The following is a 23,592-nucleotide window of genomic DNA, read 5'->3' on the forward strand; positions in this document are numbered from 1 at the left end:
TTCATCTCCTTACTGCGAAATGGTCAAAGCGGTTAAGAGCCTGTCACTGGCAGCTTGGAAGATTTGATGGATATACTGGCGGTCCTCTTCATACGGAATGGTAAGTGAGATTTTTAGAATATTCCCTACATGCTCTGAATCAAAGAAAATAACCTTGTTGACGTTAGCTTGTGTACCTTCGGTATACAGATTGTCGAGCAATTCTGCATCCTCTCGTCCCTCACCCAAATAGTTGAATACGATAGGCAGCTGTTCAAGTCCTTTTTTCAGAATGCTACTGGATACCGGGTAAGCCTTCTCCATATCAGCATTAAAGATCAGATTGAAAAAGTTCAAATGATTGCGTGCAGCAAAGTCCAGGTGGGTATGGATACTCTTTTCATAGGACTCGGTGTCATCTTCTCGAAGCACGATGGGAAGATGATCAATACACTCGCCCACGGTTCCAAAATAGTTTCGGTCGCCATATTGCCTTCCATAATTAGTAAGCCAAAGCGGAACATCAGAGAGCTGAAAATAGCTGCTGAAAAAACGGACGGCCATTTGAAGCGAAATATCCCATATATTCGCAGCGCCATGCTGCTCTGAAATGTCGCTTAAATTCAACTCCCAACGATATCTGGTAGTGTCCGCATAGTTGCGTTCTTCGGTCAGCGCATGGATACGATCATTATTCTCACCAAACGTCTGGAGTTTGAATTGCTCGCTGATTTCCTGATCTCTGATTCCTTGAGGGCCTTGACGGATATGGTTTACATAATCCCGGTATTGCACCTCTTCTGTCGCATGTGCCTGCTGCGGATGATGATATTCATCAAGGAGTTGTCTACGCAGAATGTCACTACTCGTAGCATCAAAGATGATGTGCGAGCAAGGAAACAACAGCAGATGTTCCCGCAAATTCAAGCGAATCAGGACGATCCGGTACTGCAACGACTGTGTAAGTTCATACGGTTCTAAAAATAGGTTAGAGGCAATGTAAGAAAGAAGTCTGCGTTGTGCTTGTACCGGCTGACCCGAGAGATCAACAGTCGGTAAAGAAAGATGCTCTGGCGCTGGACGCAGCTCCCATTCCCATGCTTCGGACGATTGAACAAGTGCGCTTCTCAGCAATTCATGGCGTTGAAGAAGCCGCTGAACCGCTACGTTCAAACGCTCGGTGTCCAAGTAGCTATCCAACTGCACAGCCATACCCGAACCTGTAAAATGCCGCAAATGGTACTGCTGGGCAGGTGCAAGCGGATAGCGTCCACTAGCATTCATGCTTAGTATATTGGTATTCCAGTCCGTATTTAACTCTACGATACTGGCAAGCCATACATCGGCCTGTTGTTTAAGTAAGGTTTCTTGTTCTTCGTTTGTCGGTATAGCTCCGAGAACTTGATCTGGTTCGTCGGGTCCCCAGCGGACGATATAATGCGGGTGCAGGTCTGGATGGATATGAGATTGGATAAATTCTGCGATTTCCTGAACTTGTTCTGCGTGAAAAGGCTCCACTTGCAGGAACAAATAGTTTTGCTTATCGGTGGATACGGACTGAAGCAAGACCTGTACACCAAACGCTTCGGCAATAGCCCGCTCAACCTCCTGAGCTTTCACAATGAGCTTATCCGTGTTGACCCCGCCCTCTTCACCACGTTGTAAAAGATCGGACAAGCTTCTTATTGTCTGATATTGAAGCAATTGATGTATATCTAGCGGAATGTTCGATTCCTGTACTTTGGATACCAGTTGAATGGCCTTTAATGAATGACCTCCCAGCTCGAAAAAGCTGTCGTCAATGCCGACTTTTTCAACGCCAAGCACTACTTGCCAAAGGTCCGCCAACTGTTGTTCCACTGCATTTCTTGGAGCAACGTATTCCATATCGGAACCGCTAGTCATTTCCGGCTCAGGCAATGCTTGTCGGTCGATTTTACCGTTCGTCGTTAGAGGAAACGCTGACAAGAACACATACTGGGCAGGAATCATATAATCCGGCAACTGGCCAGTCAAATGGGTCTTCATATCGCTCATAGATAGCGATACGTCGGTTGAGATATAAGCACAGAGCGTTTTTTGACCATCCTTCGTGCTTTTTACCGCTACGTGCGCCTGCTGAACTGCACCGTGTCTCATGAGCTGGGTTTCAATTTCCCCAGGTTCAATACGATATCCGCGGATTTTAACCTGCTGGTCTATCCGTCCGAGATACTCCAGATTGCCATCAGGTAGCCATCTGCCCAAATCACCTGTCCGATACATTTTTTCGCCCGGAATGAATGGATTAGGGACAAAATTTAGCTGGGTCAGATCATCCCTGTTCAGATAGCCACGCGCCAGACCATCCCCGCCAACACATATTTCTCCCTGAGCACCGATAGGCAGCAGCCTGCTCGAAGAGTCCATAATATAAACAGTTGAATTGCCAATTGGACGACCAATAGGAATGTTGTTATATTCCATATCAATCGGGAAATAAGTAGAAAATGTTGTGTTTTCCGTGGGTCCATATGCGTTGATAACGTTCAATCCCGGAGAATATGCTCTAACCATATTAATGATCGCAGGTAAAAGCGCATCTCCACCCACCAGCAGGTACTTGAGCGAAGCAAAGAGATCTGGTTTATGCTGAGCAAGTTGGTTAAACAAGGGCGATGTCAGCCACATCGTTGTAATACAATATCTTTCCAGCGCTTCACCAAGCTGAACAGCATCCAGGATTACGGATTCCGGTACAATGTACAAGCGCAATCCGTTCAGCAAAGCTCCCCAAATTTCAAAGGTACAGGCATCGAACACGAGTGCCCCTGTCAGCAAAATACGTTCGTTCTCGGCAAATGGCATGTAATTGGTGTTCTTCACCAGCCGTATAACATTCCGGTGTTCAATCATGACACCCTTGGGACGTCCCGTCGAGCCCGATGTATACATGACATAGGCCAGATGGTCTGCCGTTGTCGATTCGGAAAGAATGAAGTCGTCGGAATCGTAGGAGCTGATGTCAGCCAGATCCAGAACAGTGCTGGAAAAATCGAAAGCATACGTCCGTTTTTCCTTGCCGGATAGAGTTAGCAGAATTTCGCAACCGCTATCCTGAAGCATAAATGCAATCCGTTCTTGTGGATAAGAAGACTCCAGTGGCAAATAGGCTCCACCCGCCTTCAAGATACCAAGAATACCGATAATCATTTCTGGTGAACGTTCAGTCAAAATGCCTACGATGGTATCCGGCGTAACACCCAGTTTCCGCAGCTTCGAGGCCAGTTGATTCGCTTTTATATTTAATTCGCGGTAGGTCAGCTCACGATTTTCAAATACAATGGCTACTGCATCCGGTGTTTTCTCTGCCTGTTCTTCAAAGCTATGATGTATGGTGTGGTCCGATGGATACGGTCTCCGAGTATCGTTAAAATCAAACAGGATCTGCTGTTTTTCCTCCGCTGTCAGAAGATCAATCTCCGAAACCCGGATATTTGGGTTTTGAATAACTTGCTCCATCATTTGGATGAGGTGAGCAGCCAATTGTGTGATCGCATTTTTGTTATACGTCAGCGCGTTATAGCTAAATTTGATTTCCAGCTCCCGGCCAGGCATGACGATTACATTCAAATCATAGTTGGTCTGTTCAATATCCACTACTTCACCAACACGGAGGGCTTTAGGGTCTTTTTCCAAGCCCGTAAGCTCTTCCGAAACGGGATAGTTTTCAAAAGCAACAATATGCCGGATCAGGTTTTGTTTTAGTACGCTATGGGCTTGAATATCAGCCAGGGAAAAATAGGAATACCGATTGGACTCCATCAAGGAATCCTGTACAGACGTAAGTAAGTCGGAAAATCGCAGTTCAGCGGAGCTTTTAATACGTACAGGTATGGTATTAATGAATAATCCGACCATATTTTCAATACCGGGGATTTCATCAGGTCTGCCCGATACAACGGACCCAAAGATGACGTCTTTACTGTTGTTGTACGTTTGTAGTAATAAGCCCCAAACGGTTTGAAACAAGGTACTGACGGTGACTCGGTTTTGCTTGGCGATCTGTTCCATGCCTTCGGTCAGCTGCTCTCCCCAAGTGCATATGAGTTGTTCTGCCTGAAACGACGGATTTACGGATCGAGTATAGCCGGGCACGACGGTTTCATGTTCAAAATCAGTCACATATTGTTTCCAATATGCTGCTGCTTCCTCTTTGTTTTGTCTTTCCAACCACTGAATAAAGCTGCTGAATGGATAGACAGGCTCTAATTTTAAAGGAGTATCGTCCCGAAGTGATGTGTAAATATCAAAAAAATCTTTGGCTACCGTCCGCATGCACCAGCCGTCCATAATAATATGATGAGAGATCCAGATGAGCTTGGAGGTATCCTCATCCCACTGTACAAGGGCTAAGCGGATAAGAACCTCCTTCTCCAGATCAAAACCTCTTTGCCGCTCTTTCTGTAAAATGGCTTGAAGCCGTCTGTACTTTTCCGCATCCGGTAGACTGCGCACATCTTCGGTATAGACCGATGTAGCTGACCGTTCCTCCAGTACGACCTGAAGCGGGCGTTCCGTTTCCTTATACATGAATACCGTACGGAAAATATCATAGCGGTCAATTAGCTTTTGTAAGCTTTGGCTGATTAGGCTGGTATCCATAGCTTCATGAATGGTAATGATCGTTTGCTCGAAATAAGCCTCTGACTTTTCATCAAGTATGGAATGAAATAGCATTCCCTCCTGCATCGGGGATAACGGATAAAGGTCTTTTATTTTCACTTGGCTCAAAAAATTCACCTCATTTCAATTGGTTTAACAGCTTATCCGTCAAACGATTTGCAATATTTTCAAACTGGCCCAGTGACAATTGCCCATATGTAAAATCCGTCGGGCTTTGTTCTGCTGTATCCTTGGCACAGCAATGGTGAATAAGTTCGATCAGATGTTTCTTAAAGCTGGCAGTAAGTCGCTCCACTGTCGATGCTTCATATTCACGTGCGTTGTATTCGAATACAATGCGTAGTCTTTCGTCAGCTATTGCTCCATGAATATTAAAGCTGGGCGCTTTTTCAGTCAGTGGGCTAATTTCAGAACCAGCAAACGTGGACAGTGTCGAGGTGCGCCATGTCGTACCTTCTCTGGGTTCTCCGTCAAAGCTAAAGCTGATCTCAGGTGGCTTGGCAGAAAAAAGAGTTGCCCTATCCTGCTCCTCCCTATCGGTCAAGTAGCGTAAAATGCCATATCCGACACCCTTGTTGGGTACACGTCGCAAATTGTCCTTAACCAGCTTGATCTGATAGGCCAAATCTTCAGGCTTGCTCACATCTACCACAAACGGATACACGGACGTAAACCTGCCAACTGTACGGGAAACGTCAATGTCTTTAATCAATTCCGTTCTGCTATGACTTTCCACCTGGACTGCAATTTCAGCATATCCACTCCATTCATGAAAAGCTAACCCTAGCGCCGTCAGTAAAATATCATTAATTTCTGTATTGTAGGCATGGTGCACATGTTTCAACAGGTTTTCGGTTTCTTCCTGGCTGAATGTCACTTCTGCTTGGCGTGCGTCACGGATGAGGCTAACCGAAACCTCATGATCTTTTGGCAGAGGGTGTATCTCACGAGCTTCTACCGCATTCCAATAGCTGATTTCCTGACGCGCCAGTGCGCTTTGCGCATACTTGGACAGACGTGCTGCCCATTCCTTGTAGGAATCGGTCTTGGCGGGTAGCTGTTGCTTTTCAGCGTTAGCTGCCTGCCGGTAGGCTGTTTCCAAATCTTCCAGCAGAATTCTCCACGACACACCGTCTACGACAAGATGATGAATGACGATTAACAAATGATCGGCTTCCCGTAGCCGGAATAAGGCCAGACGTATGAGCGGACCGTTGCGTAAATCAAAACGACTTTGTAACGCGTCAGCGAGCTGCGCGATTTCTTCCTCAGGCTGGTCAGCATGTGAAAAATCGTAGCTTTCCAATGTGAAGCGTTCACCTTCGGCTGTGCCTCTGTTATAGGCGACAGGTTCTTTTTCACGCTCATCAAAGGTGATACGCAAGGCATCATGGTGTGTGGTTAGCTTGTCCACGGCGCTTCGCAGCCAGGTTTCGTCCCATCCTTCGGCGTTCTGGAGCATGACAGCCTGATTGTAATGATGGCGTTCTGTTCGATGATGCTCGAAAAATTCCCATTGGATCGGTGTCAGCTCCACTGCACCTTGTACTGCCCCCTGCGGGATGGTCCGGGTTACTTCTTTAATATAAGGAACGATCAGATCAATCTGTGGATAACGGAACAAATCCTTCATATCCATTTTGAGGCCCTTCGCATTCAACCGGGCTGCAATTTGCAGTGCTTTGATCGAATCCCCGCCAAGCTCAAAAAAGTTGTTGCGCAGGCCAATCGGCTTAACACCAATGACTTCCTCCCAGATGGAAGCGAGTGTTTGCTCCAGCTCGCTCTGCGGCGCTTCATACTCGACGTCGTTCAACACAAAATCTTCGGGTTCTGGAAGCGCACGTCGATCAATTTTACCGTTATGGGTCAAAGGAAATTGATCCAGCACGATCATATGCGCAGGTACCATATAGCTAGGCAACTGTGTCGCAAGCTCTGTCCGCAGGAAGGATTTGTCGGTTGTACCTGCTACGTAGGCGCACAAATACTTTTGTCCGGTCTTATCCGTTCTATCCGTGACTACCGCTTGGCGTACCTCATCCAATTGGAGTAACGCCGACTCAATTTCACCAGGTTCGATCCGGTAGCCACGAATTTTCACCTGAAAGTCAACCCGGCCGATGAAATCAATGTTGCCATCCGGCAGCCAGCGGGCCAGATCTCCGGTGCGGTACAGACGCTCTCCACTCACAAAAGGATTCGGTACAAATTTTTCCGCCGTCAGCTCAGGGCGGTTTAGATAACCTCGAGCTACAGAAGCGCCGCCAATACACAATTCCCCGGCTGCGCCGATGGGAAGCGGACGCAAAGCCTCATCGACGATATATATTCTATGGTTCGGCAACGCCTTTCCAATCGGGACGGTACCGGATGGAGGCAGGCGTTCCGCCGTTTCTTCATAAAAGCTGGAATCAATAGCCGCTTCGGTCACACCGTAGCAATTCATAATGCGAATACGGTCACCGAAGCGTGTAAGCAGGGTGCGGTAGTTGTCCACACTACAACTGTCTGAGCCCGTCGTAACCAGCTTCATCGCACTGATATCTATGCCTTGTTCATACACATACTCCATAAGTAGCGTCATCAGCGCTGGCGGAGCATCAAATATGGTGATTTGATGCTCTTCGAGAGTCTTCGCCAGAGCGGCAGGATCGCTGCGTGCATGCTGGGGACAAATGACCATAATGCCTCCATTGATAAATGTCCGGGCCAGATCTCCAGCGAATACATCAAACGACAGGCTGGCGATTTGTAACAGTTTGACCTTAAATTCATCCATCCGATAGGCATCTCTATACCCCAGCATTGTATTGACATAGTGACGATGCTCAATCATGACTCCCTTGGCATTGCCCGTCGTTCCTGGTGTATAAATAACGTGGGCCAAAGCCGCGAGGTAATGGACAGGCGTGTAGATAGTATGCTTGCTGATTGGAATGGTCTGCTCGCGAAGCTTGTTGAAGTAATGCTGGCAAGTCCAGCACTTCACCCGCAAAATTCACATCCGCCAGTAGTTCAGTCAGGGAAGACTGCGTGAGCATAATGGTAGCCCCGCTGTCCTGAAGCATGTAAGCAATCCTCTCCTTCGGGTAGGTCGGATCGACAGGTACGTAGGCAGCTCCTGCCTTCATAATCCCTAACACAGCAATAATCATGTCCGCTGAACGCTCAAGCATCACGGCGACGAGATGTTCACGCTTGCCCCCACGGCTTTGTAGAGCTTGGGCAAGCAGATTGGCCTTCTCATTCAGCTCATGATAGGTCAGTGCGGTATCTTCGTAGATGACAGCGGTCTGTTCCGGGATCCGTTCTGCCTGTGCCTCGAATATTCCATGAAACGTTCCGGCAGGATAGTCGGCAACCGGTCCACTCCATACATTGATGAGCTCCGCCTCTTCTGTAGCGGTCAGCAGACGAATGTCCCCCAGCAGGATTTCTGGGGTACGTGCAATCTGCACGAGTGTATGCTCCACATGTCCGGCTAACCGGGTCATCGCTTCATCGCTGTAGACATAGTTGTTGTAGGACAGCATAAAGCTCAGCGCTTTTCCATCCTCCACTTCGATGTTGAAGTGGTAAGGTGTTTCTTCGGACAGCTGGGCGTCCTCCACGATGAATCCAAGCCGTTCCTTCAGATCAGGCCGACCCACCATATCCTCCAGCGGGTAGTTTTCAAATACCACAAAATGATCCATGAGCTGCTGCTTGAGCGCTGACTGGGACTGGATTTCAGCAAGTGAAAAATAGTCATATGTCCGGGATTGAACCGCACTGCGCTGCACTTCACGAAGCAGACCTGAGAATGGCTGATCTGCATTCAATTTGATTCGTACCGGTATGGTGTTAATGAACAGTCCCAACATCTGTTCAACACCTTCAAGCTCCGGCGGTCGACCGGAAACAACGGTGCCGAAGACGACGTCCTCACTTTGGTTGTATCCTCCAAGCACCACTCCCCATGCAGCGAGAAACAGACTGCTAAGGGTCGTTCCGTTGCGTTCAGCCACCGTCCGCAATTGACGGGTTGTTTCATCCGTGAGTGCTATTTTATGCTCGTGCAGCAAATACCCGGTGTCTGCCTGGAGCGGGTGGGCTACAGACAGGGTTGGTAGCACGGCTGGCTGATCATAGCCGTTCAGGATGGACCGCCAGTATTCCTTCGCCGCCTCCTTATCCTGCTTATCTAGCCAGCGGGCATAACCCGTATAGGGCTGCGGTGTTGGCAGTTGTACGGTCTTCCCCGCTTTCAGTGCTTCATAAGCCGCGAACAGCTCGTCCATAACGATGCCGAGGCACCAGCCGTCCATAATAATATGATGAAAGCTTAAAAGCAGCGTATATGCATCTGTTTGGGTTTGAAGCACCGCCAGACGGATGAGCAGATCCTTGCTCAGATCATAACGATGGTTCCGGTCTGCGTCTGCGTAGCTGCGAATGGCTTCAGCTTGATCTGCCTCAGGGATATTCGTCAGATTTTCGTAACTTAGCGTTGGATTTCGCTCCTTAAACACGATAAGCCGCGAGCGGGAGGCACTTTGATGATAAATATTCGAACGAAGCGTTTCGTGACGCTGTACCAGGGTCTGGAAGCTCTTTTGCAGAGCTTCCAGATTCAGTTCACCCCGGAGGGTCATTCGTACTTGCTCATAGTACGCCTGTGATTCCGGCTCCATCACCGTATGAAAAAGCATCCCCTCCTGCAAAGGCGTTAAATTAGCCACTTTTTCGATTTCAAGGCTTTTACTCATCGTATTTCCCCCTCGGGCAAATAATTATAGGCTTTCATAAAAATGCTTCATGTCTTCGAACTCTTCCAGATCCAGATCATCTGCCCCTACGTCTGTTGGTGTCAGTTCCTGGCCAGACTGATCCAGACAATGACGGATGGCATTCAAAAGGTGAGTTTCGAAGCGAGAGAGAAGTTGTTTGATCGTGCGCTCTTCATAAATATTCCGGTCATAGGTTAGACGGACACTTAATTTCCCGTCTTCCAATCGGCTATCCATATAAAGTTCATAAGGAGAACCACTATCCGCATCCTTGGTACCTGGTGTAATTTCAGCCTCCAGCGGCGATGTTGAAAAATAAACCGATTCCGGTTGTAGGGAGTCTATATAACGGAAACCGATTTCCGGATGACGAAAACGTTTAGAATCCGTTGGATTACTGGCTTCGGCCAGATATCTCAATACACCGTAGCCCAATCCCTGGTTTGGAACCTGTCGAACCGTTTCCTTCACACGCTTGAGCAACAGCGATAGTTCATCCGCAGATTTGATGTCCAGTACAACCGGATACACGGACGTAAACTGCCCTACCGTTCTGGAGATATCCAGCGAATTTGTTTCATCCAGCTCTCGGCCAGGGTTCTCCACGTAGAGTGCAATCCGTTCTTGTCCTGACCATTCGGATACGGTCTGACCCAGCACGGACAGCAGCACTTCATCCGGCACGGTATTGTAGGCATGATTGACCTGTGTCATCAGATACTGGGTTTCGTCTGCTGATAATTGCAGATGGAGCTGATTCGTTTGTCGCTCCGTTCCAGAGCCCGTAATGACTTCATGGTCTTTGGGAAGTGTTGCCCATTCAGACAACTCTATCTTTTTCCAATAGTCCTGCTCCTTGAGCAGCTCTTTGCTATTCGCATAATTCTCAAGATGTTCGGCCCATGTTTGGTAAGCGTTGGTTTTGTCCGGTAAGATAATCGTTTCCCCGTTCAGAGCTTGTCCGTAGCCTGTTGCCAGATCTTCGAGCAAAATTCCCCATGAAATGGCGTCAGCCACCAGCGGGTCTACAGCAAGGAAAAGATGATCCCCGCTATCCAGACGGAAAAGCCCTGCCCGAACTCGTGGTCCTTCAAACAGCCGCAGGCTGCTTTGAATACGTTGGCATTCAGCTTCCAATTGGCTGCGTGCTTCGCTTTCTGTTCCCGTAAGCGATAGCACGTCCAGAGTGATTAACTCCTCATTCAGTCCTTTGTGAGCTTGCGTAACCGCCCCGTCAGCCTGTCGTAATAAGCCAAGGCGCAGAGCATCGTGGTGCTCCACGATTTTCTTCAATGCGGCTCGCAATGGCTGCTCATCAAAGCCCGACTTTGCTAACAACAGTACCGATGTTGCGGCAGGAAGTGCCTCGGATGGGTGCCGTTCGATCCAATCGATCAGATGTCGTTGTATCGGGGTCAGTGGCGCCTCTCCATCTACCGGGCCTTGCCCAATCGGACGGGACAGTGTTTCCGCATAGCAGCTCAGGATTTCAATGGACGGATGCTCCAGTACATGTCGGATATCCAGTGAATACCCGTGAAGACGCATGCGCGCGATGACCTGAACTGCTTTGATGGAGTCGCCTCCGAGCAGGAAAAAGTTATCCTGAATACCCACCTGATCGCGTCTCAAAACATCTTGCCATACGTTGGCTAAAGCTTCTTCCACATCATTTCGTGGCGCTACATAGTCAATATCCGGTCGGAATAGCTCGTCAGGCTCCGGCAACGCTTTTCGGTCGGTTTTTCCATTTGGAGTCAACGGTATTCGATCCAGAAACACAAAGTAAGACGGAACTGAGTAATATGGAAGCAATTTGGCGGCATGCTCATGAATTACCGTTAAGCTTGGTGTTTCTTCCGTGTGCAATACAATGTAGGCACACAGTACCGATTCATGATCTTTGCTTTGATTTACAGTGACGACTGCCTCTTGAATTGCAGAATGGCTAATCAAGGCATTTTCAACCTCACCCAGCTCGATCCGGAATCCACGTACTTTCACCTGATGGTCGATTCGACCGATAAACTCCAGATTTCCATCCGCTTTCCAGCGAGCGAGGTCCCCGGTTTTGTACATTCGTGTTCCTGTTGAAAACGGATTATCCACAAATTTTTCCGCCGTCAGTTCCGCACGATTCCAATAGCCACGGGCTAAACCTTCTCCTGCGATGCATAGCTCGCCCGGCACACCAATAGGCTGTAATCTGTTCTGCGCATCAATGACATAAATTTGCGTGTTCGCGATGGGGCGTCCAATGTCAATCTGTTTGGTATTTGTAAGTTCCTGCACTGCCGACCAAACCGTCGTTTCTGTAGGTCCGTACATGTTATAAATACGGGGGCCGTTCAATTTCTGCAATGCCTTCAGCAGCTTGGGCGGAAGCGCTTCTCCGCCAACCATAATTTCCTGTACACCTTGCAGCGCACGGGAACCTTCCTCATGACTCAGCAGCATTTGCAGTCGGGATGGCGTCATTTGCAGCATGTCAATGTGATGTGCAGTAATCAGCTCTCCAAGTGTCTGAGGATCAACCTGATGATGGCGGTCGCCAAGCAAAACGGTCATTCCGCCCAGCAGTGGCAGGATCGTTTCCAATACGAAAATATCGAACGAAATGGTAGTTAGCGATAAAATCGTTTTGTCCGCCGCAAAATCGATCACTTCACGCATTCCTGTAATAAAGTTCAGTACCGAGCGATGCTGGAGCATAACTCCTTTCGGATTTCCGGTTGAGCCAGAAGTATAGATAACGTAAGCCAGATGCTCCGGCTGAGCAGTGGTTTCCAGATTGGTCTTTTCCCCTTGATACACTTCCTCATCTTCAATAAACAAAGTGTTGGCGCTGTAATGGTGTTCTCCTACCAGATCACGACTGGTCAGAAGTACGGCTGCCTCACTGTCACTCAACATATATTCAATACGGGCTGACGGATATTCAGGGTCGATCGGCACATAAGCACCACCCGCTTTTAGCACAGCCAGCAGACCGATGATCATTTCCGCCGAACGCTGTACCATCAAACCGACCAGCTTATCGGGTCCTACACCTTGCGCTTGAAGCACCCGTGCCAGTGAGTTAGCACGTTCATTTAGCTCCCGATAGGTCAGACGCTGATTTCCAAACACCAATGCTATATGATCCGGCGTCTGTACGACCTGCTTTTCAAACTTCCCGTGAAGTGTCTCATTGTGCGGGAAAGGTACGACGGTATCGTTAAATCCGGTTAGCAGCAATTGCTTCTCTTCATCAGATACGACCGTAATATCGGCCAACCGCACCCCGACATCCTGCGTCACCGTTTCCAGAATTCGCACAAAATGCTCACCCAGCCGTCGGATCGTCTCCTGTTTAAACAGCTTTGTGCCATATTCTAAAGTGAAGGACAAACGTTCTTTTTCCTCGGTCACATGCAATGAAAAATCTACCTTGGATATGCCCGCGTTGAATTCTTCCGGTTTAAAACGAATGCCTCCCGTTTCCAAAACATCTGTGCCGACATTTTGCAGACTGAACATCGTATCGAACACCGGGTTTCGACTTACGTCACGTACCAGTTCCAGCTTGTCTACAAGCTCATCAAACGGGTATTCCTGATGTTCCAGTGCCAGCAGCGAGTTTTGCTTAACCTCCTGCAAAAAGGATTGGAACGTTAAAGAAGGTTGCGGCTGATTGCGAAGAACCAGCGTATTGACGAACATGCCAATCATTGCTTGCGTATCCACATGCCGTCTTCCAGCAACAGGTGTCCCCACGATAATATCCTCTTGGCCGGAATATTTGCCCAGCAGGACATTATAAGCTGCCAAAAGTACCATAAAGATCGTAGATTCGGTATCTCGGGCTAATTTGTAGAGTGTGTTGGTAAGTTTGGATTCCAATGTGACGGTCAAGCTGTCACCTTCAAAGCTTTGTGCTTGCGGACGTGAAAAGTCCGTAGGCATATTCAGTACAGGAAGCTCACCCTTCAAGGTCTGGAGCCAATATGATTCATGCGCTTGTAATGCGCCGTCAGTGATCTGCTGCTTCTGCCAAGCAACAAAGTCCTTGTAATGAAGCTGAATGTTCGCTAGCTGTCTGCCCTGATACCGTTGAATGATTTCATCCAGCAGCACGGCCATGGAGAAACCATCGGACACGATGTGATGCATATCCACTAGCAGTATGAAGCCACCTTCGATAAATTCGTACAATTCGGCGCGGAATAAAGGAGCTGTTCCCAGATGAAAAGGCTGAACAAACAAGGCCCGGACCTGTTTGACTTCTTCCTTGGAAATACGGATATACGGGATGTCGAATGGAATCGTGTCCCGAACTTTTTGCACCACTTCCCCGTCTTCCAGATCGAAATACGTCCGAAAGGATTCATGCCGCAAAATAGCTTCCTTAACGGCTTCAATAAAGCGGGAAACCTCCAGATCTCCTTCTATGAAAAGCTGGCCGGGTACATGATAGGCCGTTCCGCCTCCAAGCTGATCCAGCACGTACATTCTCTTTTGGGAAGAAGATACCGGATAGAAGGCTTGCGATTTCACAGATACAATCGGTTCATAGGTTTGCTTTGTTCCACCCGCAATATATGTAGCCAGCTCAGCAATCGTTTGCAGCTCAAAAATGTGGCTGAGTGGAATGTGTACACCCAATTCCTTATTGACTCTCGACAGAATGACCGTTGCTTTTAACGAATCACCGCCCAGTTGAAAAAAGTTGTCATCATAGCTGATATCCAATACATTCAGAACGTCCTTCCAAATGTTCACGAGCTGATCTTCTACGCCGTGGTTCTCAGAAGCAGCGTCTGTTTTAGCGAATACGCTTGCTTGTCCCGGCTCTGGCAGAGCTTGTAGATCCGGCTGTCCATCCGGCAGAAGAGGAATATGATCCATAGGAATCCAAAAACGGGGCTGCGTATAATCTGGAAGAATCTCAATACTGGCCTTTTTCAGTGCGTCTTCTTCCCATGGCTTCGATGCGTTCGCCACCACATAGGCCGTTATATTTGAGACTTCTCCAGCTTCGTCCGTTTGCGGTGTAATGACGCAGGACTCCAATTGGAAAATGTGCAGCAGGTGTTTCTCCAGCTGCTCCAGATTAACCTGATGTCCGCGAATGTGGATGGTCCGATTCAAATTTCCAATATGCCGCAGCTTGCCATCGTTTTCCACATATGCCCATTCCCGGGTCGTTCCCAACAGGCCTGCTACTGAGGCTTGATACACCTCCCCTGCTGTCCCAACAGGTGCCAAATGCTTGTAGGGATCAAGGACGCAAAGATAGTTTCCGTTGGCATCGGTATTTGCTGCCCATGCAGCTCGAAGCTGTTCGTTCTCCGACGCACGGAGTAAAGACAGCGCGGAAACGCGAGCCCCTTCTTCCACTACAATGGAATGCAGCAGATTCAGAAAATATCCTGACCATGCTTCGATGATGCTTTGCTGAAAAAGATCCGAATTGTAGTCGAAATCAAGACGTAATTGCTTCTGCGTCTCTGTCACGTTTAAAAACAACTCGTATTTGCTGAATGATACCTCATTCTCAATGAGTTCCACTTCCAGTTCATGAAATTGGAAACGAGGAATCGGTCGATCCATATTGAATACAGCGCTAATGACAGGCAAATGCCTCAGCCCGAGCTGAGCGAGTCCGGCAAAGCTGTACTTTTGGAAGCTGTCCAGTTCATTCATGCGCTTTTTGACCATTTGGGCATGCTCTGTAAAAGTAGCATCAGGACGCACTTCGCTGATCACCGGAAGCAAGTTGACACAGTTGCCGATCAGGGAGAAGGCGTCCATATGGGATTGTCCTGCGGTGGGAACCCCCACCGTTACTTCCTGCTGCCCTGTCAGGCGATGCAGAAAAATCTGAAAGGCAGATAACAATGTTATAAAAAGACTACTGCCGAGCTTTATGCTGGCGGACCTCAATTGTTTAACGAGCGGTGCTTCGAGAATTACAGTATGTCTGCTTCCTTTGGAGGACGGAATCTGTACACCCCTCACCGGAGAAGGCAGATTAAGGACAGGCAGCTGCTTTTCCAGCAATGCTGACCAAAAAGCAAGAGCCTCTTCTTTCCCTGCTTTCAATTGATCCTGCTGCCAAACAACGTAATTCCGAAAAGGTACTGGATCGGGAAGATTGTAGTCAGCATGTTGGACAAGCGCAGAGTAGATGTGTTCCAGTTCCTGAATGAATACACCAATCGACCAACCATCCGCGATAAAATGATGGAACGTAAAGACACTCAGATGCTCCTCATCTGATATTTTCAGCAGATGAATCCGGAGTAACGGCTCCCCTGGTAACATGGCAAACGGGGTTTCGCTGTCCTTGATCATCCATGCCCGGATATGTTGTTCCTGTTCATCCGGGTGATGACTGGTAAAATCATGAAGCGGGATTTCCACTTTCATCACAGGAGCGATCACCTGAGTTTCCCCATCGCCGCTCATAAAGGTATGTAAGGCTTCATGACGGTTCACGATGGTCTGGACAGCCTGGTTGAACACCTCCTGTTGAAGTGGACCACGAAACCGCAACAAGGCGGTTTCGTGTAAAGATTGTGAGTTGCTTCGTTCCGAGACAGAGGCAAACCAGAGCTGCTTTTGATCCGGAGTCAGCGCAATAACAGTTTCTGGAACGCCCCCTGCTTCAGCCTCTGGAGGTACGGTTACAGGTACAGGTTGCTTGCCCGGACCCGGGCCGTTTCCATTCGGGGGCGGGTCCGGTAAAAATCCCCCTTTGCGCAGCTCGTTCACGCTTTCCTTGACCGCTTGTACGATTCGCGCAATATCTTCCTCGGTATGGGCAGTGGACAAGAAGCAGTTTCGCCCCTCCCAGATATAGATGCCTTTATCCAGCATGTGATAAAAGAACAATTCCAGATCGCCTTTGAGCACGAAGCGGAATAGGGAGCCAAAGTGAACGACCTTCATAGGTACGTGTTCGTCAGTGAAATAGCTGTTTAGCTCCGCTGCTAACGACGAGGTGCGGCTGTTCAGGCGATTTTGCAGCTGCTCGCCGTTGTTCTCCAAATGATCCAGCACCGCTAAGGATGCAGCCATTGCCAGCGGATGATGGCAGAAGGTTCCCGCGACAAAGGTCCGCTGCTGCTCATGCTGTGGATAGGAATCGTCCCCAAAGCTCCACGTACCTCCGTCGATCCCGTTCATAAAGGCGGCTTTTCCAGCTACGATGCCGATGGGCAGCCCGCCGCCAATGATTTTACCGTAAGTCACAAGGTCGGCTTGCACCCCAAACCAGGCTTGTGCCCCTCCCGGCTGAATCCGGAAGCCTGTTATGACTTCATCAAAAATGAAGGCAGTACCCGACTGCTCCGTAATCTGGCGAATGTCCTGCAAAAAGGGTTTAGGCTGAAAATCTGGTCGGCGGCTTTGCACCGGCTCCACTACAACCGCCGCCAGCTCATGCGCATGGGTGCGGATATAATCAAGGGAATCGTCCGCTCCATAATGAAGCACGACGATATCGTCCACCATATGCTGCAAGATACCTGGAGCGAGAGGTGTCGAGTGCTCCTTGTTGTCACCTGCGCTCCCCAGCGCCAGCACCCCGTCGAATGTACCGTGATACGAGCCAGCAAAAATGACGACTTTAGCCCGTCCCGTGGCAGCACGTGCCAAACGGAGCGCGACCATGACGGCCTCCGTGCCGGAATTGTACAGCGCAATCCGTTCCACGCCCGTCATCTTGCAAATTTTCTTGGCGACCTGCCCAGCCATGTTGGACATCGGGCCGACGCACATGCCGTTCTTCAGCTCTTCCTCAATTTTTTCACGAATAAAGGCAGGATTGTGTCCGAACAGATTCACGCCAAAGCCCATCGTCAAATCAACATACTCATTGCCGTCCAGATCCCAAATTTTAGACCCGTCTGCACGCTGGGATACGATTTGGTACACCATTTCCTTCAAAACAGGTCGGAAGCCAGCCACATTACGGTTATTGGCGTATACCGAGCGATACTGCTGGGTGTACTGTTTGGTGCTACGCGTACGGGCGGTGTAGCGTTCAATCAGCTCTTGCAGGTGTTGTTCCTGACGGAGCGAAAGCAATTCACGTGCTTTGACATCCATCTTTTTATAAGGCGTAAACGGCTTGGCTTCATGGCCTGTCTGCTTGGGAACAGCCTGTACGGATGGAGCGGGTGCTAATGCGGCCGCGACTTCCTGCTTGGATTCGGTACGGATAGTCTCCGCGCTTCCTCTACTTGCTGATGGCACCACGCCGGATTCCGGGCTAAATGGCTCGGAAGCTATTACGGATGCAGATGGCTGATGCCGGAGAACATCGAGCTGCTGTGACATCAGATGTAGCTGTTGCTCCAAAATACGTTCTACACCCGCAGGAGCTGTAGCGATTGGGAAACTTTGAGCCCGTGTTTGCCCAGTCGTACCTATACCATAAACGGATGCGGCAGCCGAAACGCCGGATTCATGAGACAGTTGGGTTAACGGGGAAGCTGCATGATCAACCTGATTCAGAGTTGTTTCCGAACGGTTTTCCACAGCATGAACCGGGATTTCAGCGGAAGTGGAAATGCTCACCCGCTCGGCTACGTAGCTGGCTAACAGCTCCAGCGTGGTTAACGATTCGAAAAATTCGTTCATCGGAACGTCCAGTCCGAAGGTATCCTTGATACTGTGGCGAACCTGAGACAAATTAATGGAATCCAGCCCAAGCTCCAGAAAATGTGTTTGTGGCTCCAGCTCCTCCAGACTGAGCTGGGACACGTTACCGATCATTTTCGCTAACTTTTGAAGGATAGATGATTTGTGCTGATCGGTAACCAATGCTGACGTCGAATACTCGTTCCCCATAATTTCAGACTCCTTTACTGTTGAGTTTTCATGAATGGGTGCCTTCTGTTCCGTTCGAACCTGTTCGGGCACATTAATCCAGCATCTTTTCCGTTCGAATGGATACGTAGGCAAAGAAACCTTTTTGTAGTGCTTGCCTGCATATAGGGCATCCCAATCTATTTGAGCTCCCTGCACGTACTTGGCAGCCAGTAGTTCCAGTGATTGCAACGTGTCCAAACTTCCAGTGACCGTCTCTGCGCCACCTGTGCTATCCGCTTTCCCGATGTATACGCCTTCGACGGCTCTGCCTTGTTCGTGCAACTGAAGCACCTTCGCTTTTAGCGCATCCGCTCCTGCGGCAGTCACTGCAATCCGGTGATTCAGGTGGCTTCTGCCCGTGTTAGCCGTATAGCATACATCCTGCATCACGAGCCCTTCCGCGCGTCCGAACCGTTCTGCGTACCGCCCGACCAGCTCGCGCAAAGCGGATTCACTCCGCGCTGACAGGGTCAGCAGCAGCGGTGATGATCCATTGTTGCTGCCCATGGAGGATTTATCTGATTCCGTCTTTGCTATATATTCCTCCAGCACCACATGGCAGTTTGTCCCACTGAATCCAAAGGAACTCAGCCCGCTTCTTCTCGGGAAGCCGCCCGTCTTCCATTCTCTCAGCTTCGTATTGGCATATACCGGGGATTCCTCAAAATGGATCTTCTGGTTTGGCGTGCGAAAATGAACGAGCGGCGCAATCTGTTGATGCTTCATAGATAGTACGGATTTGATCAAGCCCGCAATTCCGGCGGCTTCGTATAAATGGCCGATATTCGTTTTGACTGTGCTGATCGCCACAAACTGCTTGCGCTGTGTATGTTTGCGGAAAGCCTTGGTAATGCCGTCAATCTCGACCGGATCACCCAGCTTGGTCCCGGTGCCATGCGCTTCGATATAGCTCACCGTTTCTGGATCAATCTGTGCATCGCGCCACGCCTGCGAAATTACTTCCGCCTGAGCGAGCGCATTCGGTGCGGAAATGCCAATCGTGCTGCCATCCTGATTGATGGCACTTCCCTTAATCACGGCTAAAATATTATCGCCATCTTGTTCTGCTTTGCGCAGCGGCTTCAGGAAAACGGCTCCAACTCCTTCGCCCCAGCCCGTTCCGTCCGACTGGTCATCGAAGGCTCGTGCCCGATCATCGGAAGACTCCATGCCTATACCCGCTTTCAGCGGCAGCAAAATCGTCTTCACTCCACCTGCCAGTGCCATATCGCAGTCTCCATTGAGGATGGACTTGCAAGCCAGATGTACCGCTACGAGTGAGGAAGAGCATGCTGTATCAATTGTCAGCGCCGGGCCTTTTAAATCGAGCAAATATGCAATCCGGCTGGAAATAATGGACGATAAATTACCAATGGCAAAGTTCGGTAGCGCACCTGGCTCCACCTCGGACAGCAAGCGCTCATATTCGAAGCTGGTTTTGGAGAAGCCAACATACACGCCGACCTTTTGGCCTGCCAGTTGCTTACCGCCATACCCCGCATCCTCAATCGTGCTCCAGGCGGTTTGTAGAAATAACCGTTGATTCGGGTCCATTAGCGAGGCTTCCCGTGGAGTCAGTTTAAAGAAGGAGTAATCGAACTTGTCTACTTCGTCCAGATAGCCGCCTTCTGCAATTTGCATATTCCGTCCTTCCGTATTCAGACGGGAAATGAAAGCTTCGGCATCTTTTCTTCTTTCATCGCTGTATGGACCGATATTGTCTGCCCCTGATGACACATTCGCCCAAAACTGCTCTAGTGTATCCGCTTGAGGAAACTTGCCGGACATGCCGATGATGGCGATATCCCGGTCATTCGCTTCCTCCTTGGCCTCGGGCTGTGTTGTTGCAGTCGCGTCGCCGCTTAGGCTTTGACTGGAGATATACGCAGCCAGCTTGGCGATGGTCGGATAGGAAAAGAAATCCGTCACCTCAATATGAATCCCTAACTGATCCTCCAACTGGTCCACAATTTGAACGAGCTGCAAGGAAGTCACTCCAATATCAAAGTAGCTGTCATCCGTTCCAATCGACTTTACATTTAGAATATCCTGGCAGATTCCAATCAGCTTTTGTTCTATTTCTCCTTGAGGCAAGACTGCACGCTCAGCTACTTGAGCGATTCGAGTAGCCTCGGCCAGTGATGTCAATATTTCATCAAATTCACCCTGCTCATAACTCTGGGCTAATTTGAAGCGCTGAACCTTTCCACTGGTTGTTTTAGGGATACGCCGAATCGGAACTACATCCTGAATATGCCAACCTCCCCGGTAGTTCAGATGGCTTTTCAGCTTTTGAACTAACGGCACAAAATGCTCTATCTTTTTCGTGTGCATCACAAAGGCAACAATGCGATCCTGCCTGGTTTGCGCATCATGGACACCGCACACCGCTACTTTCCCGAGATCCACGCCATCCAGTTCCTCGGCAATCCTCTCAATGTCATGCGGGTAGACGTTCTGTCCGTTCACGAAAATGATATCCTTGGCTCTACCGGTAATCGTCAGGCGGCCGTTCCGCGTAAACCCTAAATCTCCGGTGATAAGCCAGCCATCCTCAGTTTTGACCTTCGCGGTAGCCTCTGGATTGTTATAGTATCCGGATGTCACATTTTTGCCGCGGATCTGTGTGTGTCCAATCACCCCATCTTCGAGCACCTGATTTTGTTCATCGCAAATGCGGACAGAGGTACTGGCCAACGGATACCCCAAATCCACAAAAGTAAGACACCGCTTGTCGGACTTGTCCACTTCTTCTATGGGTTCACCTACGTGTAACTGCTGCCGATTCAAATGAATAGGGATAAAGGTATCTTTGTCCAGATATGGAGAGGAAACACCCACGCTCGCCTCTGCCAATCCGTAGACAGGGAACATCGCATTTTTATTCAAACCGTGAACACTCATTGCATCCATAAACACATGACAAAGCTCCACAGATACGGGCTCAGCTCCATTTAAAATCATACGTATGCTCGACAAATTCCAGTTAGCTGCTGTTTCAGGTTTGTACTGATCGAGAAAAAATTTATATCCGAAATTGGGAGAGCACATTTGAGTCACCTTATGCTCCGATGCTTTTTTTAGCCATAAAGACGGGCGTCGGATAAAAAGCGCCGTCGGCATAATCAGCTGCTTGGCATTAGCGATCACACAGGTTAAATGAAAGGCAATCAATCCCAAATCATGCGTAAGCGGCATCCAGCCCAGATAAGTATCCTTGGAGCTCATGCCTGTTTGATTTGCGATATCCCGAATATTGTAAACCAGATTTTCATGTGTCAGCATGACCCCTTTGGGATCACCTGTAGAGCCTGAGGAAAATTGGATAAAAGCCAAATCCTCCGGTTTGGATACATGAACTACACCTTTATTCTGACTGGAATAGTCGAATGCATGGCTTGAAAAAGTTGCTTTTTTAACAGGCTCAAAGGAATTCAGCAGTTCGTGCTGATGGGAGTATTTTTCCAGCTGCTCCAATACCTTGTCATCCGCAACCATATAAGGGTTGGAGAGTGTATTCCAGATTTTAAACAGCTTCATTTTATGCTCATCATTATTCCCTATGCTTACAGGAACAGGAATGATTCCACCGAGCAGGCAGCCCCAAAATACATTCACAAAGGTATGATTGTCGTCAATCTGCATGATCAGCTCATCGCCAGGTTGTATCCCTTTTTCCTGTAATTCATGAAGTACCTGTGATGCTTGCTCCAAAAGTTTACTGTAGGACATATATTCCTCTTGCTTATCACCGGAAATAAAGGTGATTCCGTTCTCATCCCGGCTTGCGCGATCTTGAATGACTTCAATTAAAGTTTGAAACTGCTCCATCCTGATCCCTCCTCAATTGCTCTAGCATTACTTTCTGCTCTCCTTCGGAGACCTGTTTGGTTTGCAACAGCAGACGAATACACCTCAGTATTTCCTGTCTTTGCTCAGAAGCAGGAGGTGGACTGCTGCCTGATTCTGAGTTTCGCAGTAATTCTTCCAGTCTCCGAACAGGTAAAATAACACCCTTTCGATACTCATCTTCATTCCAATTAGCATTGGGGGTAGACACCGCCAGTGACAGGGAACGGGCAACCCAATCACGGATTGAGAAACGGCGTTCCAGTTCAATGCGGTCCAAGTCTCTGTCCAAGGACAGCACTTCGATGGTAGTGTTTATTTCCTTCGCCAAATTTTTCAGCACCGTTCGCGGACCTAACTCGATGCTCTGCTTCACGCCATGATTTTCCATATATTGCATGGTTTGTATCCATCGAACCGGGTGAGTCATTTGTAAAATCAACCCTTGGCGGATGCTGTCGATATCAGGGTATGGCTGAGCGGTCACATTGGAGATCACGGGCCACTGTGCTTCGTGGAAAGTGTATTTTTGCAGCTCGATAGTCAGCCTGTCCGCAGCATGCTGCATTAGCGGACTATGAAAAGGACCGCTGACCTGCAAGCGAGTAATTTGGGCCCCCCGCTGTTCTAACTCGCCAGCTACCACAGATACCGACGTATGATGACCAGAGACGACGTACTGATTAGGCGAATTGTAACAGGCAATGACAGCAGGCTGATCGACTGTGGAGTGCAGACGACAGAATTCTTCCACGGCGTTCAACTCAGATCCGCGAACGGCTATCATACTGCCCAGACCGGCCTCTGCGGCTGCTTCCATGAAGCGTCCCCGCTCTTGTACCAGTCGTAAAGCGTCGCCAAAGGATAGAACACCGCTACTTACCAGAGCTGAATATTCACCCAGGCTATGACCTGCTGAAAATTCCGGAATTATCCCGATTTCATGCATATAACGCCGGAATGCAATGACGCTGATCGTAAGAAGTGCAGGTTGAGTATGGAATGTCCTGGATAGTTGGGTGATTGGGCCTGCCATGCATAAAGCTCTCAGATCATATCCCAAAATATCAGCAGCCTCTTCAAATAAGCGATCTGCTTCTGTAAAATCGCTATGCCATGTCGCTCCCATCCCTACATACTGAGATCCTTGTCCCGGAAAAACCAAAGCCATGCGATTCATACCAAACCCCTTTCCTCTCCACAAAGATGTGGAAAAACAAAAATGTTTTTACGATTCAGGTGTTAATGTACATATGTATGGAGATATCGAGATGTGGAGATCTGGAAATAGATGCAGCAAAAACCAACAAAACGGATTGCCAAAAAACAGTAATCGACTTGTAAAAGTGAATTGGTTATGAAGTTTCCATTCGTGGTGTGACTGAGATCAAAAGTCAGGTGTGTGAGTAGACTTGGAAGTGTAAAAAACCTTGGAGTATACTGGAATTTCAGGTTTGGAACCTAAAAT

Annotated in this window: 5 protein-coding genes; all 5 read right to left on the bottom strand. The window is 48.8% G+C overall.

Annotated features, from left to right (window positions below; genetic code table 11):
• Positions 1 to 9: 9 nt before the first annotated feature.
• From HPL003_RS21535 to fabD, 5 genes are read right to left on the bottom strand one after another with little or no spacing between them, the layout of a single operon-like run.
• A complete protein-coding gene (locus tag HPL003_RS21535) occupies positions 10 to 4,743 on the bottom strand; it encodes a non-ribosomal peptide synthetase (protein WP_238533537.1) in 4,734 nt (1,577 codons plus the stop codon).
• 19 nt (positions 4,744 to 4,762) lie between these two features.
• Positions 4,763 to 7,483: a condensation domain-containing protein gene (locus HPL003_RS30260; RefSeq protein ID WP_274378204.1), complete on the bottom strand. Its 2,721-nt coding sequence runs from the start codon at positions 7,481 to 7,483 to the stop codon at positions 4,763 to 4,765.
• Complete coding sequence (locus HPL003_RS30030; protein ID WP_274378185.1) at positions 7,476 to 9,395, bottom strand: condensation domain-containing protein; 1,920 nt, start codon at positions 9,393 to 9,395, stop codon at positions 7,476 to 7,478. The genes HPL003_RS30260 and HPL003_RS30030 overlap by 8 nt, the downstream gene beginning before the upstream one ends.
• A gap of 24 nt (positions 9,396 to 9,419) precedes the next feature.
• Complete coding sequence (locus HPL003_RS21545) at positions 9,420 to 22,106, bottom strand: non-ribosomal peptide synthetase (RefSeq protein WP_014281883.1); 12,687 nt, start codon at positions 22,104 to 22,106, stop codon at positions 9,420 to 9,422.
• A complete protein-coding gene (gene fabD, locus HPL003_RS21550) occupies positions 22,081 to 23,304 on the bottom strand; it encodes an ACP S-malonyltransferase (RefSeq protein WP_014281884.1) in 1,224 nt (407 codons plus the stop codon). Before fabD ends, HPL003_RS21545 begins: the two co-directional genes overlap by 26 nt.
• Positions 23,305 to 23,592 lie beyond the last annotated feature (288 nt).

The organism is Paenibacillus terrae HPL-003 (assembly GCF_000235585.1).
GTDB lineage: Bacteria > Bacillota > Bacilli > Paenibacillales > Paenibacillaceae > Paenibacillus > Paenibacillus terrae_B.